The organism is uncultured Paraglaciecola sp. (genome assembly GCF_913020055.1).
Lineage (GTDB): Bacteria > Pseudomonadota > Gammaproteobacteria > Enterobacterales > Alteromonadaceae > Paraglaciecola.
On the sequence record NZ_CAJWCF010000105.1, the window covers coordinates 1 to 16,344 of the forward strand.

15 protein-coding genes, 1 other RNA gene and 1 pseudogene are annotated in these 16,344 nt (G+C 40.8%); 11 read left to right on the forward strand and 6 right to left on the reverse strand.

Annotation, left to right across the window (positions count from 1 at the left end):
• Positions 1-27 precede the first annotated feature (27 nt).
• Positions 28-385: a transfer-messenger RNA gene (gene ssrA, locus QZ488_RS18115) on the forward strand.
• Between the two features lie 246 nt (positions 386-631).
• Here ssrA and QZ488_RS18120 read toward each other — a convergent pair.
• From QZ488_RS18120 to QZ488_RS18135, 4 genes and pseudogenes are all read right to left on the reverse strand, one after another.
• Positions 632-2,167, reverse strand: a complete 1,536-nt coding sequence (locus tag QZ488_RS18120; protein WP_293751427.1) for a long-chain fatty acid--CoA ligase — start codon at positions 2,165-2,167, stop codon at positions 632-634.
• A gap of 346 nt (positions 2,168-2,513) precedes the next feature.
• On the reverse strand, positions 2,514-2,972 hold the full coding sequence (locus tag QZ488_RS18125; protein ID WP_293751428.1) for a hypothetical protein: 459 nt from the start codon (positions 2,970-2,972) through the stop codon (positions 2,514-2,516).
• A 170-nt stretch (positions 2,973-3,142) separates the two neighbouring features.
• Complete coding sequence (locus QZ488_RS18130; protein WP_293751429.1) at positions 3,143-4,111, reverse strand: helix-turn-helix domain-containing protein; 969 nt, start codon at positions 4,109-4,111, stop codon at positions 3,143-3,145.
• Between the two features lie 25 nt (positions 4,112-4,136).
• Positions 4,137-4,937: pseudogene (locus QZ488_RS18135) on the reverse strand (alpha/beta hydrolase).
• A 210-nt stretch (positions 4,938-5,147) separates the two neighbouring features.
• Here QZ488_RS18135 and QZ488_RS18140 point away from each other — a divergent pair.
• The 9 genes from QZ488_RS18140 to QZ488_RS18180 all read left to right on the forward strand — a co-directional run bounded on the left by QZ488_RS18140 (position 5,148) and on the right by QZ488_RS18180 (position 14,785).
• Complete coding sequence (locus tag QZ488_RS18140; protein ID WP_293751430.1) at positions 5,148-5,960, forward strand: MBL fold metallo-hydrolase; 813 nt, start codon at positions 5,148-5,150, stop codon at positions 5,958-5,960.
• Positions 5,957-6,409 carry a hypothetical protein gene (locus QZ488_RS18145; protein WP_293751431.1) on the forward strand — a complete coding sequence of 151 codons (453 nt, stop codon included), beginning with the start codon at positions 5,957-5,959 and terminating at the stop codon, positions 6,407-6,409. The genes QZ488_RS18140 and QZ488_RS18145 overlap by 4 nt, the downstream gene beginning before the upstream one ends.
• A gap of 321 nt (positions 6,410-6,730) precedes the next feature.
• Positions 6,731-7,777: an alpha/beta hydrolase gene (locus QZ488_RS18150; protein ID WP_293751432.1), complete on the forward strand. Its 1,047-nt coding sequence runs from the start codon at positions 6,731-6,733 to the stop codon at positions 7,775-7,777.
• A 94-nt stretch (positions 7,778-7,871) separates the two neighbouring features.
• Positions 7,872-8,576 (forward strand): glutathione S-transferase family protein, encoded by a 705-nt coding sequence (locus QZ488_RS18155; RefSeq protein ID WP_293751433.1) that lies wholly within the window; start codon positions 7,872-7,874, stop codon positions 8,574-8,576.
• Between the two features lie 65 nt (positions 8,577-8,641).
• Positions 8,642-8,857, forward strand: coding sequence for a hypothetical protein (locus QZ488_RS18160; protein ID WP_293751434.1), 216 nt, complete (start codon positions 8,642-8,644; stop codon positions 8,855-8,857).
• A gap of 69 nt (positions 8,858-8,926) precedes the next feature.
• The gene (locus QZ488_RS18165; RefSeq protein ID WP_293751435.1) at positions 8,927-9,520 is read left to right on the forward strand and encodes a carboxymuconolactone decarboxylase family protein; all 594 of its coding nucleotides are present in this window, start codon (positions 8,927-8,929) and stop codon (positions 9,518-9,520) included.
• Positions 9,521-9,593: 73 nt separating this feature from the next.
• Positions 9,594-10,016, forward strand: a complete 423-nt coding sequence (locus QZ488_RS18170) for a MarR family winged helix-turn-helix transcriptional regulator (RefSeq protein WP_293751436.1) — start codon at positions 9,594-9,596, stop codon at positions 10,014-10,016.
• A 241-nt stretch (positions 10,017-10,257) separates the two neighbouring features.
• Positions 10,258-13,467 (forward strand): outer membrane lipoprotein-sorting protein, encoded by a 3,210-nt coding sequence (locus tag QZ488_RS18175; protein ID WP_293751437.1) that lies wholly within the window; start codon positions 10,258-10,260, stop codon positions 13,465-13,467.
• A gap of 1 nt (position 13,468) precedes the next feature.
• Positions 13,469-14,785: a DUF1302 family protein gene (locus QZ488_RS18180; protein ID WP_293751438.1), complete on the forward strand. Its 1,317-nt coding sequence runs from the start codon at positions 13,469-13,471 to the stop codon at positions 14,783-14,785.
• 66 nt (positions 14,786-14,851) lie between these two features.
• Here QZ488_RS18180 and QZ488_RS18185 read toward each other — a convergent pair whose 3' ends face one another.
• Positions 14,852-15,172 carry a hypothetical protein gene (locus QZ488_RS18185; protein ID WP_293751439.1) on the reverse strand — a complete coding sequence of 107 codons (321 nt, stop codon included), beginning with the start codon at positions 15,170-15,172 and terminating at the stop codon, positions 14,852-14,854.
• A 323-nt stretch (positions 15,173-15,495) separates the two neighbouring features.
• Between QZ488_RS18185 and QZ488_RS18190 the strand changes: the two genes are divergently transcribed.
• On the forward strand, positions 15,496-15,906 hold the full coding sequence (locus tag QZ488_RS18190) for a nuclear transport factor 2 family protein (protein ID WP_293751440.1): 411 nt from the start codon (positions 15,496-15,498) through the stop codon (positions 15,904-15,906).
• A gap of 102 nt (positions 15,907-16,008) precedes the next feature.
• On the opposite strand, the gene QZ488_RS18195 is transcribed toward QZ488_RS18190, so the two are convergent.
• A partial coding sequence (locus QZ488_RS18195) for a helix-turn-helix domain-containing protein (RefSeq protein WP_293751441.1) occupies positions 16,009-16,344 on the reverse strand: 336 nt, incomplete at its 5' end.

A 16,344-nucleotide genomic window follows, 5' to 3' on the forward strand; every position in this document is an offset into this window, starting at 1 on the left:
TGGTTGGTGGTTTGCAACCAACACCTTGGGGCTGATTTTGGATTCGACAAGACTCTAGACGCTTTAGGTGCATGCAGAGGAGCGGTTTGCCTCTATAAAAGCCGCATTTAAATAGTCGCAAACGACGAAAACTACGCACTAGCCGCTTAATACCCGGCAGTGCCCTTCCACTCATACTCTTTCTGCTAGTAGAGGTTCGGAAGGTCATCCCAGCAGGATAGCGAGGGAACCTTGTCTAAGGGTGAACCGCGAAATAGTATTAGGCCAGCTGCAACGAAATCCTGTTTGTCGGAGTTCCACGTAGTTAAATAAAAGACAAAATAAGCATGTAGTACCGACAGTTGACGTTTTTTGGACGCGGGTTCGAGTCCCGCCAGCTCCACCAACTGAAATAAAAAAAGGCTGATTTATCAGCCTTTTTTTATGCCTGCAACAAAGTAAAAAGTGACCTGCAGAGGTCTTTAGTGTCTTTTAAGATCTAGTAACATCTAAGTGTTTTAGTAGTACCACACAACTGATACTCAAATTGGTACTACTAAAATGGCGCGACGTACTAAGGCACTCATAGAAACTGTCAGTGGGTTATGTCAAAACCGTTACTGTAGATATCCTGTTAATTACCTATTATTTTTCATTTCCCAGACAGCTCTTCCTTAAGCACAAACTTCAATACTTTGCCTGCCGGATTTCGTGGCAGTGCAGGCACTTTATGTAACTTAATGGGTAACTTGTAACGAGCTAAATGTACTTCGGCAAAACCTCTAAGGTCTTCCAAATTTAAATCAGCACCTTCCACAAGGGCTATCACAGCCGTCACTGCCTCACCCCATTTGTCATCAGGTAAACCAATGACTGCGACTTCGGCGATTAATTCATGTTTGTACAGCACACTTTCGACCTCAGCGGGATACACGTTTTCACCGCCGGTTATCACCATGTCTTTAAGTCGGTCACATATAAATAAGAAGCCGTCTTCGTCCAAATATCCAATATCGCCAGAATGGAACCAGCCCTTATCATCAATAGCTTTTGCTGTAGCCTCGGGACGGTTCCAGTATCCTTTCATTACATTGGCTCCGGAGATACAAATTTCTCCGTGCTCCATAACAGCTAATTCTTCGTTATCATCGTTGACTATTTTAAGGTCGGAATAAAATGCCGCTTGCCCAGCTGAGCCAATTTTACTTATTGCCCATTCTGGGGTGAGCAATGAGGCAAATGGAGCAGTTTCGGTTAGGCCGTAACCCTGGCAAAAGTTAATTTCACGATTGGAATATAAAGTCAGTAGTGATTCTGGAACAGGCGCTGCACCACATACCAGCATCTTAATGCTAGTTAAATCTGTGCTTTCAAAATCAGGGTGCTGTGACATAAACAAAAACATCGCGGGAGCGCCAAACATACTGGTCACTTTGTATTTTTGGATATATTGCAAAACAAGGCCAGGATCAAAATTTCTAACCAGCACTAAAGTTGAGCCCATCATAAAACTTTGCAGTGTCATTACGTTTAAGCCTGCAATGTGGAACAAAGGAGCAGCTGTTAGCACTACATCATCTCTAGCACCGCCATAAGATAATTGAGCGTTGATGTTGTTCCACATAATATTGCCGTGGCTGAGCATGACTCCTTTCGGTAATCCAGTTGTTCCAGAGGTATACATAATGACGCTGGTATCATGCTGGTCAACCGCAACTGGGTGTTGCAGTGCAGCAGATTCAGCGCGCTCATCTGTCAGAGAACGCCAACCAGCAAGGTTTGATTCGGCACCAAAATACTCTCGGCAACAAAGTTCTCCTTTGACGGGGTCAATCACTTCCTGCATAGGGGCATCACACACAAGGGTGTGCACGCCTGCATCGTTAATAATAAATTTTAATTCTTCGGCGGTAAGCCGAAAATTTAAAGGTACAAAAATAGCACCCAGCGCATTAGCTGCAAACAACGTTTCAAGAAAGGCCGGCTGATTAAAACCTACAAAAGCCACTCTATCCCCCATACACACACCTGAATCCTGCAACAATTTGGCCTGTTGCCTAACAAGTTGCGCAAAACCTCCATAAGAAAACGTTTTATCCTCAAAAATCAGAGCGGTACGTTCTGGATTTAATTGTGCGCGACGTAACATACCAATCGCAATATTGGGCTCGATTTCAGGTTTATGCATAGAGATCTCGTTGTAATGTTAATGGCTTAGTAATTATGTTAACACTGAGATAACAAACAGAAAAAGGCAAGAAAATTTCGAGTTATATAGAGGATACAAATAGATATATTTTTATTCTGATGAATTTTTAATGAATTTTTTAACAAGTTATTTTGGAGATCTTTTGCTTACGCTGAAATTTCACTCATTTGGCGGTTAAGACCCATTGTAATAACGCAGGCAATCACAGCCTAATCAACAAATAAAGTTCCTGCCAAACCTTCCAAAAATATAAAAGCTTATCTTTCGATAAGCCTTTTTTGTTTGTACCGGAAGGAGTTGCCCCCCAAAGACAAGATATGACTACCTATACTTTTAAGTCTTTAAGCCTTTCAATTACAAAATCGATTAATTCTTGAAGAGAGGAGCCAATACCTGGAATGGCCCCCACTAGGCTTTTGACAATAATGACACCTTTTGTAAACACCCCCAGTAAGTAGTTAATGCCCCCAAACGTGTTGAAATTATTAACTGCCAGTTCAAACTCTTTGAACTTATATGCTTTTTGAACGCCACTAAGACCCGCTCGATTAAGGTCACTTGCATACTTATTGGGGTATTCATTTAGTATAAAATTATCTATTTCAATGATAATTTCTGCTGGCTCGCCTCTAAAGTTTTCAATATGGCTGGCAACGGATTTGGTAAACAATTCTCTAAATTCTATAGGGAAAAGGATATCTACAGATTGGCCTACAACTCCCAATGCCTTGTGGCATTGATTAAAAAGCTCACTAAAATTGTTTATTGCAACATCATCAGACATGTATTCACCTCGTGTCATCTCGTTATATTTAGAATTAAATGAGTCATCATCTTAAAAGTCTAAAATTATAGGTTATTTCACAGTTTCTAAGTCGATTCTACACAACCTTTAGGCATGCCTCATCAGGTAAAATTAATATTGTGTTAATACATTTACGTTATTAGTTGGCTCTAACGTTGAAATGCTTGTCGGTATTCACTAGGGGTGTATGAAGAGACTTTTTTAAAGGTACGTCGAAATGCTGCGTCATCTGAAAAGCCTAAGGCGTCGCTTATGAGATTAATCGGTTTACTGCTGTATATCAGAGACTCACTGGCCTGATGAAGTTTGATCAGGCGCATGAAACTGGCCAATGACAAGTCAGTTAATTTATTAACTTTACGTGCAAGGGTTCGCTCTGTTTGATTGAGGTGTTTGGCTAAGACAGCAATAGTCAGCTCAGTTGCAGGCGTTTTTTGCACCCAAACATATATACCTCTGAGCAGTTTATCATCCAATTTCATCAACTTAATTTGCGTAAATGGTTGTGTGGATTTTTCGGGTTTCGGAATGATCATCAATTCGATAATGTCTCGTAAGACATCTTGACCACAATGCTCTTCAACTAATGCTTGGGCAATTGGCAGGTAGCCGTTTAACCCTGAAGCGGTTCTATTTTGACTTTCATAGGTATAGGTTTGACTAAAACTCCAATCAACAGTTGCATAGTTATTTTGTACAAAGTCGGCTAACCACCATGTAGCCGTAGCCTGTTGATGCTCTAAACGACCGGCAGCTGCCATGATACAGACAGCCGTGCAGTATCCCCAGACCTGCGTGTTAACAGGCAAAGCTTTTAAAGCTGCTATCATCGATTGGTAACGATCAATTGCCAACTCAACATCACGCTGATGATGGGTCCAAAAACCAGGAATAAGCAACGCATCCACTGATGTAGCTGATAATGCACCCTCTACTTTCATTGTGATTACCGGGGTTTTACTTCCAGTTGTGATGGCGACCTCTTTACCATCAACGCTTACCCAGTGAGTACTGAAAACAGACTTACCGGCTCGTCTATTCGCAACCTCTAGTATTTCTGCAAAGGCAAATAAACCAGACACGACGCAGCCGGGATATATCAATAGTCCAATTTTCATCTTCACCCTCTCTTAGTAGGCAGGATTACCCTTCCAAAGTAATATGATTACTTATGAGTTTATGTACTTCTGTTGCCTGCTCTAACATGGGCCAATGCCCTGTGTTTGCTAATATATGTACGTTATCAGTAGCAAAACGTTTAGAAAGTGCTACCGGTAAATATGTATCTTTTTCGCCCCAAATCACTTGAGTGGGAAAATATTCAGAAAGGCTGTGTAACTGGCCTTCCCAAGATTTAAAAATGACAGGATCAAGAGCGCGATAAAAACGTAAAATTAACCGTCGGTTGCGCCAAGACAATGCATCGTAATTTGATTTAATTTGCCCATCAGTCAGTATTGGCGCGCTTTTTTTCATTGCAGCACTAAATTGTTTGTATCTCATTAAATACATGGCCAATTCACCCAATATTGGTTTACGCCAGGTTTTCGCCATCGCGTGCCACTGATAGTCAGAAAAAAAAGTGGTGTCCATAATGGTTAAGCTTTTTACTTTATCTGAGTGAGTTAATGCGAAGGCCAACCCTACGATGCCACCAATGTCGTGAATGACCAAATGTACACCGCCAGTAACACGTAAACTCGCTCATAGTTGTTCGATAAAATGAGCTAAGTTCTCAAGACTATAATCAAAATTTTGTGGTGATTGTGTACGACCAAACCCCGGAAGGTCGGGTGCGATACATTGGTATTTATCTGCAAAAGCCGCAATGGCTCCATCCCAAACTTCTGACGTATCCGGTACTCCGTGTAAAAATAAAATTGGCTCACCTTGCCCCTTCATATTTACAAAAACGCGACTTAGTTCAACGTTATACATTGTCATAATTTCACCTGTTTGATCAGTTATTGGTTTTCAATGATGAATATCATGACAGAACTTAAGCCTAGATTAAGTGGCGTAAAATGACATAAAACATACCATTTATACAAATAATTTGTCTCTAATTGTATTTTTTATGTCAAATTTAGCCATAACTTTAGGTCATTTTCCTGCATACACTGTTTCTCATCCTAGAATAATTAAGGCCGAAACATGAAAGTTACACAGATTAGAAATGCGACCATACTGATTGAAACCGCCATAGAGGGTAACCAGAAAGGCATTTTGGTCGATCCCATGTTTGCACCTATGAGTGCTATTCCTTCGCTTAAATACGCAACAACTAACAGGCGAAGAAACCCGTTGGTAGAACTGCCATCCAATATGGATGAATTAAAATCACGTGTTACTTGCTGCCTAATCACCCACTGTCAAAAAGGTCATTTCGATCATTTGGATCGTGCAGCCACCAAATGGCTTAGAGACAATAATATTCCTGTTTATTGCTCAACGCAGGATTCAGCGTTTCTTAGAAAAAAAGGGTTGGCGGTGGTTACTTTAGACCCTTCAACAGAAAACCATTTTCTGAACGGATCCATTAAATTAGTCCCCTGTTTACACGGTGAGGGTTTGATTGGAAAAATGATGGCACACGGTTACGGTTATCATATACCGCTGCCAGGTGAATCCAGTATTTATGTTACTGGCGATACAATATTAACAAACGTGGTCAAAAACTTTATTAAACAAACCCAGCCAAAGATTGTTGTTATCCCAGCTGGAGGGGCGATTTTTGACTTAGGCAGGGAAATTATTATGGGGCTATCAGAGGCGATTCAAATAGGAGAATTCGCAAAGGGTCTGGTAACTGCCAACCACCTTGAAGCACTTGACCATTGCCCAGTAACACGTGAGTCCATTCGTAGCGAAATTGAAGTTAGGGGTTGGAAACATCGATTTTTTGTTCCCGACGATGGTGAAAGCTTTAATTTTAATCGATTAAATTTACTAAAGGTTTCGTCATGAATAAACTCTCGCTTATTATCGGGCTAATAATTTCAATGATTATCATTGTGCGTTTTAAACAAACACGTTTGGAAAACAGTACGTTGTCTTATTCATTATTACTTTTTACATTTCCTGTTTATTATTTGATTTTTGCTATTTATAACAAGGATTATGAAGCGGTAGCATTTGAAGTTTTTGTGGGTTTACTGTTTTTTAGCATTGCTATTTTGTCTTTAAATCTAAGTACATTTTATAGATTTGGCCTACTCACAATCGGTTACCTATTACATGGTGTTTATGATGTTACCCACAACGAAATTTTTATTAACACCGGTACTCCGCTTTGGTGGCCAGAGTTTTGCGGCGTAATAGACATATTTATAGGCTTGTATTTAGCATACTTAACATTTAACAGTCGAACGTTAGATTCTACGTTGGCAGCTGTTAGAAAAAACCAACAAGAATAAATAGGCAAAAATTCCTAGTAGGTTTATCCCCTCCCCTCATTTGTATTGAGTCTATTTCTGAATGTCATTCAGACTAAGTTTATTTAACACGTTATTTAGTATCTTCACGAAATGGCGTATTTCTCTTTTCGGCATCACTGCCACGACTTTCATCAAAAAAACATAATTAATTGATTTAACTCAATAAATTAACATTACCTTTAATTGGTATGTTTCTAGCAACAACACAATCAAATGCCACGCTTTGTTAATTAACTTTCCTAACGTGGCTAACTCGTAATCACATAATAAACAATTGGTTTGCAACCTAGGAGCACGACAATGAGAACATTACCTATCAACCGATACACACTAGGGCTATTTTATGCCATCTTGCTTGTTGCCGGTTTACAATCATTAGTACAGGCCGAAAATGTGCCAAACATCCACTACCGCACGGTAACAGTAGATGATGTAGAGATCTTTTATCGCGAAGCGGGTAATCCCAACAATCCAACAATATTGTTACTCCATGGATTTCCGACATCCTCACATATGTTTCGAGATCTGATTGCTGAGATTTCAGATGAGTTCCACCTGATTGCCCCTGACTATCCTGGTTATGGTTTCAGCTCAATGCCGAAGTCAAAAGACTTTGACTACTCCTTCGACAACGTAGCGAACCTCGTAGGTAAGTTTGTCGATAATATTGAACTAGACAAATTCAGCCTATACCTGATGGATTACGGCGCGCCTATCGGTTTTCGCATTGCCACCGCCCAACCGGATCGCATTCAAAGTTTAATTGTGCAAAACGGTAATGCTTATGACGAAGGCATAAACAACAACTTTTGGGAGCCCATTAAGGCCTACTGGAAAGATCGTAAGGCCGTCAACAAAGGGTTAGACAACGACTTTTGGAAACACGTCAAAGCTGCCTATAAACAGCCAGTTATGACTAACGATGATGCCTTAAGATTTCTCACCACCTTTGGCGCTACAAAATGGCAGTACACCAATGGTGTTGAGAACATAGAGGCCTTTAGCCCAGATACCTGGGGACATGTTCAACCACTTTTGGATAGAGAAGGTAATCAGGACATTCAACTGGATATGTTTTACAGCTATGGCTCAAACCCACCACTGTATCCAGAATGGCAAGCATACCTGCGTAACAAACAACCGCCTACATTGATTGTTTGGGGTGAAAATGACGAAATTTTTCCTGCAGCTGGCGCTGAACCATACAAACGAGATCTGCAAGATCTTGAATACCACTTAATTGACACAGGTCACTTTGCGCTGGAAACCCACGGCCAAGAGATTGCTGACTTGATGCGCAATTTCCTTAATCGAAAAGTAGCTAATCCTACTCTAGCAGCGAATTAACCTAACTGTATTGCGGCTGCAATAGTGTAGCCTCTTTATCTGGTATTTAACCAATCAATAATCTAACCAAACTGAGTTAAAAACAGGAATACCCATGAAATTATATAGCGCTTGGTATTGCCCCTTCGCACAACGAACGTGGATGAGTTTGCTGCAAAAAGGTGTGAAGTTCGAATACATAGAGACCGATCCCTATGATAAAACCGAACAATGGCTAAATACATCTAGGCAAACAGGCACAGTGCCAGTATTGGCTCCCGAAAAAGGTAACACTATTCCAGGTTCAACTCGGACCATTGAATACCTTGAATTAGCATCACCCAACACACCTAGGCTTTATTCAATAGATCCTGAAGAAAAAGCAGAGCAGTCATTTTGGATAGACTTTGTTAGTGAGCATATTACACCGTACTTTTATCGTTTTCTAAAGTCACAGAAAAATGATGACTTTCAGTACGAATCAACCAACAAGTTAGTCGAAGGGCTCTCTGTAATCACACAGGCCATGAGCAATCAAGGCCCCTACTTTAACGGTAATGACATCAGCGCTGTGGATATTACACTTTTTCCATTCGCTTATAGAATTAAGCTGTTATTAGGCTTTTATAAGAGTTTTGAACTTCCACAACAAGGGCCGACTTGGCAACGATTAAACCGGTGGTACACCGAGATGTTAACGTCATCTAGCTTCCAAAAAACTATAGGCAACGCCAAGGATTATGATCAACGTCTTATCCAGTTTTATCTGCCTTACAGCTTAGGTGGAGGGCAAGCGAATGTGACTGCCTTAGCAACATAATGGCTCAACATTCATCTTACATACCTTCTATTGCAATAAACCAAACAACAGACAGGAGTAATCACATGACCAAAACAGACTCACAATCATCACTTTGGACACGGGTGTCTTACTGGCTGACTAAAATCGCCGACACCTTTGACAACGACAGTGTTGAATTCACTTTTAAACGAGTGAATGAATTGAACAAAGAGCTGATCGAGCTAAAAACAAGGGTTCAGCAACTTGAAAACGAACAAACTAACAAGCCAAGCAGCACTGCTACTCAAGCAGCTGCTTAACTCACACTAAATTGAATAAAACAGCCGATGAATTGGCTAACCCAATTCACAATAACAGAGGAACAAAACATGTCATCAGCCTATAAACTAACATTATCGACAAGAACTTTAGAGGATGCCGATCCTCAAGCGAAACCAGTGCTTGAACAAGTCAAAGCGTCAATGGGAATGATCCCCAATATGTATAGCGATATGGCCAACTCACCATCAATGTTACAAAGCTATGCTCAAGGATATTCGTCGTTCCGTGATGAGTCGGGCTTTACTCCAGCCGAACAAGAAGTGGTGTTTCTCACCATTAGTCGTGAGAACGAGTGCCATTATTGTATGGCCGCACACAGTTTTGTAGCCGACAACATATCAAAAGTGCCGGTAAAAGTGACTAATGCGATTCGCGATGGTCAACCTATCACCGACAATAAATTAGCCGCACTTTCAACATTTTCACGCACAATGTTCTTGACGCGCGGCCATCCGAGTAAAGACGACGTTGCCAATTTTCTGCTTGCTGGATATTCAGAAACTCACATTCTTAGCATTATTTTGGCACTTGCGGTAAAGACCATTAGCAATTATTCAAACCATGTGTTCGATACATCTGTAGACCCAGCATTTGCTAGCAGGACGTGGGACAAATTAAAATCACAGAGTAAAGTTGCCTAAATAGACAAAACTTGACAAGTATATGCATATGCATATACTAACTTTAATTATAACGTCAAACGTGAGAAATCCCATGCATAACGGCGATTGTTTTAACCTTGCCATGCGTAAATCAAGCCGCTTGATAACGCAATTTTATCAAGAACGTTTAAGTAAAACAGGTTTAAAGGTTGGGCAATTCTCTATTCTAAGGGCAGTCAAATTTTGTAAAGAAACAAGTAATAAAGAGCTGCAATCGATATTGGTACTGGATCAGACAACCTTGAGCCGTAATCTTAAACCTTTGATTCGAGATGGGTATTTGAAGTTATCTGCACACTCCGAAGATGGCCGACAAAAAATCATCAGTCTCAGCCCTGCCGGTCTTGCTCTATACCAAGAAACGCTGCCTATTTGGAAAGCAGCACAAGATGAACTGCAACAGAAGATTGGTACAACAGAGACAGACAACATTCTGGCGTTAACCGATATTTTTGTAAAAGCCTTAGGCAATTAGTTTGCTTTTGTTTTGCCTAACAACATGTATATACATAGTACTAATTAAGGCAAAGAATATGACAGACTTACACGTTAAGCACTATCTAATGTAGTCCTAAGAAGCGAATACACAGTACAAATTTATACCAAAAAGGCGCCGGCTAGTAGCAAGGTCAGTACTTTCAGGCAGTATAAGGCATTTCGATGCTTTACCTAAATTATAACTAACAACATGCATATGCATGCAAGTAAGGTGTAATATGAAAACGATTGAAAATCCATCGCGAGTCCAACAACTTGCGCGCTTAGTTGTCCACTACCCAAAGATTAATGTACTCATAAGTTTGGTCGTGATGATCGCTTTATTGTCTGCATTGCCACTGCTATATAAAGATACACGTGCCGACGCTTTCTTAGCGGCTGATAATCCAGCGTTGGTCTACCAAAATGTAGTCAAAGAACAATTTGGGCTTAGCGATCCGATTGTTATAGCCATTATCAATGACTCTGAGAAAGGCGTCTTTAACCCTACTTCTTTGCAATTAATTGACTGGTTAACTGAGGAAATATCTGCACTGGATAATATCAATGCGCAGCGTGTCACAAGCTTAGCCACCGAAAACAATATCACGGGTTCAGATGAGGGCATGCAGGTTGACCCATTCTTTGATGAATATCCTGATACACAGCACATTGCTGACAAGATATGGCGGCAAGTGTCAGACTTTCCTTTATACATGGGCAGTCTGATTGCTGAAGATAAAAAAGCCACCGTGATTGTTGCTGAACTTAATGATAAAGGGCTGGCAGAAATAACATATCAGCAAGTTCTGCAGCTAGTAGAAAATGCCCCAATTGGTCAAAACGATACCCTGTATATTGCTGGTGAAGGCGCCATCTCAGGTTATCTTGGTAGTTATATTGATGCCGATGCGCAGCGCTTAAATCCATTGGCGGGTTTGATTATCACAATCATTGTTCTGTTTGCTTTTCGCAGGTTTAGCCCTGCTTTATTAGCAAATATCATTATTGCCGCTTCGGTACTGATGACACTTGCGGTCATGGCCCTGTTTGATGTGCCATTTTTTGTCATCACCAATGCAATGCCGGTTATTTTGATTGGTATTTCAGTGGCTGACTCCATGCATATTTTTAGTGATTATTTCGAGCGACAAGCAAATAACCCAGAACAAGATAAAAAAGAAATCATTGTAGAAACACTGGTCACCATGTGGCGTCCAATCACATTAACCACCCTGACAACTATCGCCGGGTTTATTGGTTTATACTTTTCGGCCTACATGCCTCCGTTTAAATTTTTTGGTTTATTTACCGCTATTGGCGTTGCGATCGCATGGATTTATTCTTTAATCTTTTTACCTGCCGCCATGTCTATTATTCAACCTAACGCCAGTAAACGCATGGTCAAATTGGCCCAAAGTGACGAGTTGGATACGTTTGCTAAGATAATGGTTTTCCTAGGAAACATCACAATGAATAACGCGAGAAAAGTGATTGTTTTCTTTGTACTTATTATTCTTAGCGGGTTTTATTCTGCCACTCACCTCAGCGTTAATGAAAACCGTATTGAAACCTTTCACCCTAGCGAGCCTCTTTTTAAGGCAGACCAAGCCATCAACCAACATCTAAATGGCACTAACAATCTAAATATAATCATCGAAGCCAACGAAAGTGAAGCCCTGTTTACAACAGAAAACCTAACCCAAATAGAAGCGTTACAAACCTATGCATTAACACTAGAAAACGTGAAGGGTGCAACGTCTATCGTTGACTATCTGAAGCAGATACACCGCTCACTGAACGGCGGCGACAAACAATTTTATTGGTTGCCTAAAAACAAAGAGCTGATTGCGCAATATTTTCTGATTTACTCTGCATCATCGGATCCTACCGATTTTGAAGAAGAAATCGATTATGACTACCGCATCGCAAATATTCGTTTGAGTTTGAATAAGGGAAGTTATCAGGACAACAAAGACACCGTTGAAAAACTAAATTCTTATATTGAAGATAATTTTAATAGTGCCAATTTAACCGCAACGCTAAGTGGCCGAGTGAATGTAAATTACCACTGGATTGAAGGGGTGGGTGAAAGCCACTTTCTTGGTTTAGGGATTTCACTCTTCCTCGTATTGGCAGTATCAGCCTTACTGTTTGGTTCGTTGACAGCAGGTTTATTCGCAATACTACCTGTACTCAGTTCAATTCTTCTTGTTTATGCTGCGATGGTGTTGCTTAAAATCAATTTAGGTGTGGGTACATCTATGTTTGCATCGGTTGCGATTGGTCTAGGTGTAGATTTCTCCATACACACCATCGATAGACTGCGCACATCCTTTAAAGATAATTTTGGCAACTGGGATCAGGCCTTAGCCGATTTATACCCATTAACTGGACGTGCATTGTTCTTTAACTATCTAGCCATAGCCCTTGGGTTTGGCGTGCTTATCTCCAGTAAAGTGGTGCCATTAACAAATTTTGGCACCATTGTTTTTATCTCGGTGACAACCAGCTTCTTTGCCAGCATGAGCTTTTTACCCGCGTTAATTAAACTGACTAAGCCTAAATTCATCACTGACGATTACTTAAATACCCAAGGCGCACCGCGCTACAGTTTTGCTAGAAAAGCCGCTCGTTTAGCCTCTGCTTTTATTGTTGTTGGCGTTCTGAGTGTTGTTGCATTCGGCAAAGCGGCCTTGGCTTCACCTGATGTATTAACGGTGGTTGATAACATCAATAAAGTTGATGATGGCGATTTTGTTACCCGCAAACTAACAATGACGTTGGTCGACAAGCGCGGCAAAACTCGTGTTCGTGAAACCCAAGCCTACCGCAAGTATTACGATGGCGAGAAACGAACGGTATTGTTTTATAAGAAACCTACCAACGTAAAAGGCACCGCTTTTTTAACCTTTGATTATGAGCCTGTAGAGAAAGAAGATAATCAATGGTTATATCTGCCCGCATTAAGAAAGGTCAGAAGGATCTCAGCCTCTGATCGCGGCGACTATTTCCTAGGCACTGATTTCACCTACGAAGACATAAAACAAGAAGGCAAGTTAGCACTGCAAGACTACGACTACAGTATCATTCGTTTTGAACCATTAACCCTGGAAAATGGCGACCACTACGATGCTATTTTGATGAAAGGGGTGCCCAAAACTAAAGCGATTGCCAAAGAGCTAGGTTATGCACGTAACGAATTTTGGGTAGACAGCAAAACTTGGGTCATCATCAAGGTCAATTACTGGGATCTTAAAGACAAACCGCTAAAGACGCTCATTGTCACTGATATACGCAAAGTGGATGATATATTGACCCGGCATAATCTAGCCGCAACTAATCATAAGACCGGGCATAAAACCACCTTTGTATTTAGTGATGTGGATTACAAAACCCAGGTCAAAGACAAGTTATTTACCCAACGTGCCATGAAGCTTGGTAAATAAAATGATTAAATCACTCTTATCTGCGTCACTCATTACACTGATGTCCAGCAGTATTCATGCTGAACTAAGCGCAACCTGGGAGCAAGAATTTGCCCTAAGCGTTTCTGGTGGGGATACGCATGCTCAGAAATTGGAGTCTATTTTTCAGCCTGAATGGAATACTAGCCTAACAGATAATATCGATATGACGGTTATTGGCCGAATGCTTTTGGACGCCTACGATAATCTAGGTTTCGAAAATGCTAGTTTTGATAACTTTAGCGACATCAATGGCACAATTACACAAAGCAAACACGCCGATATTAGTATTCGCGAGTGGTATGTGGACACCGAAATATCCAACACTTTTTGGCGTATTGGAAAACAGCAAGTGGTGTGGGGGCAAGCGGATGGACTTAAAGTACTCGACGTGGTGAATCCACAGAGTTATCGAGAATTTATTCTTGATGACTTTGCCGATTCACGTATTCCTTTATGGATGTTAAATGTGGAAGTGCCAATAGGCGACAACGATAGTGTTCAATTCTTATGGATAGCAGATTTAACCTATAATGAATTAGCGACTCAAGGTAGCGTTTATGAGCTCAGTAGTCCTTTGTTTATTCCTCAATCGACAGATGGGATCAAGCTGCTAGGGATTAATCAACACAGGCCCTCATCTGCGATTAAAGATGCGGACATAGGAATACGTTATTCTAAGTTCTATGCTGGCTGGGACCTTACGTTTAACTATATGTATCACTATCAGGATAACCCTGTGATGTATCAAACGTTGGTTGAGAATAACCTCACTATTAACGCCCAGTTTGAGAGAAATAACTTACTCGGAGCCAGTGCCAGTAAAGCATTTGGCGATTTCACTCTCAGAACCGAAATTGCATACAGTAGTGACACCTATCATTTGCTCGACAAAAGCAGTGCCGTCTTTATTCAAAAACAAGGGATACATCAATCAGATGATGTCTCATCAGTACTTGGTCTTGACTGGCAAGGGTTAGAAAATACCATGCTGAGCATCCAATGGTTTCAAAGCAGTTTATTTAACTATGAGCCCAGTGTGATCCGCCCTCAACACAATCATATTTTGTCAGGGCTGTATAAACAGTCATTTGAAAATGAAACTTGGGAACTTGAAATATTGGCTTTATATGGTTTGGACAAGCGTGATACAGCTTTACAAATCCACCTCAGCTACATGTTAGAAAGTAATATAAAGCTTTGGGTCGGTACCGATGTTTTTTCAGGTCCTGAAAAAAGTTTATTTGGTCAATTCAACCAAACCGATAGACTCACTCTGGGCCTAGAGTGGGGATTTTAATGTGCTACCCCAAAACTGTTTTAACTTAGTTACCCGAGCCTACTTTAGGCCGGGTTTTATTGGTTACTACTCGCGCCACTGAGCAGCAGCCGCAACTAATTCTTTAACTGATCCCAGTGCCTGCAATTGGGGCAGCACGGTGACGGGTAATTCAACCGTTATACCTTCACCAAATAGTGTATAAACATCGCCGCTATGGGTGTGCACTAAATTACCTGGCGACCTTGAAATTGGCATCGAACATAACCTATCGCCAGGAGAATGTTGTTGTTTTCCGTCTATGACCACTTCACCAGTAACCACCCTGCCCCAGCGCTGCTGAAGATTGCTGCCATCAGGCATACCAAACAGATAGACCATTGACCAATTTTTAAGAACCGTTACCAATCTAACCCCCAGTCTGTAAAACACAGTGTAATAGAAAGTGCCAATGTATAATTTCTTTCAGATGTTGGCGAGTATTTGTATTGCCCTAGATGATGTTTATATCAACTTCAATATATTACCAACACGTTATTTAGTGCCTTCACGAAATGGCGTGTTTAAAATAAAAAGCCTATCCCCCAAATCAAAACAAAAAACCATAAGCTATTGTTTTAAATATATTATTTAAAACAATCAAGTTTGGTACAGATCTGGCATTAGCTAACTTACATTACTAATGCAACTAAGCAAAAAGCTTAATGCGACCCAATTTTGAGGTATACATTATGGAACAAAGACACCCTATTCCCCCTTTTACACGAGCAACGGCCTTACAAAAAGTACAGGCTGCAGAAGATGCATGGAACAGCCGAGATCCGCTGAAAATAGCCCAAGCTTATAGTAAAAATTCACAATGGCGCAATCGTGACTGCTTCATCACAGGGCGTGATGAAATTGTTAAGTTCTTGAGCCATAAATGGCATAACGAACTGGATTATAAGCTTAAAAAAGAACTCTGGTGTTTTGATGAAACACACATAGCCGTGCGCTTCAAATATGAATGGCACAATAGTCTGGGCCAATGGTTTCGCTCATACGGCAATGAGTTATGGCAGTTCGATGAAAATGGCTTAATGGAACGCAGAGAAGCCAGTATTAATGATTTGGCCATAGATGAAGCGGATAGAACTCTTTAAAAAATTCTCCCTAAGTGCCCCTTGGCCTACATATGAGATATGTGTAGGCCCTTTTTAATTAACCCGAACTCTGGAAAAGACGTGCTACCTCCTCCCTTTTTGTTAACGCTTAATTGCCAGTTTTTCCATTCTAGATCTTAAGGTGTTTGGGTGCATATCAAGTATTTCTGCCGCGCCCCCATCGCCCGACACTTTCCAATTAGTTTTTTCTAACACAGATTGAATGTGATTTTTCTCCATACTAGCCAAACTGCCATGCCCAGCATTTTGCTCACTAGCTTGGGAAATGAGGTTACTATTTGCGATTGGAAACGCACTTTCGGGTACTTCCATCATGTTGCCTCTGGCAAGTATTGCTGAGCGCTCTAAGACGTTTTGCAATTCACGTATGTTGCCTGGCCATGAATATGCCGCCATACGTTTTTTAGATTGGTCGCA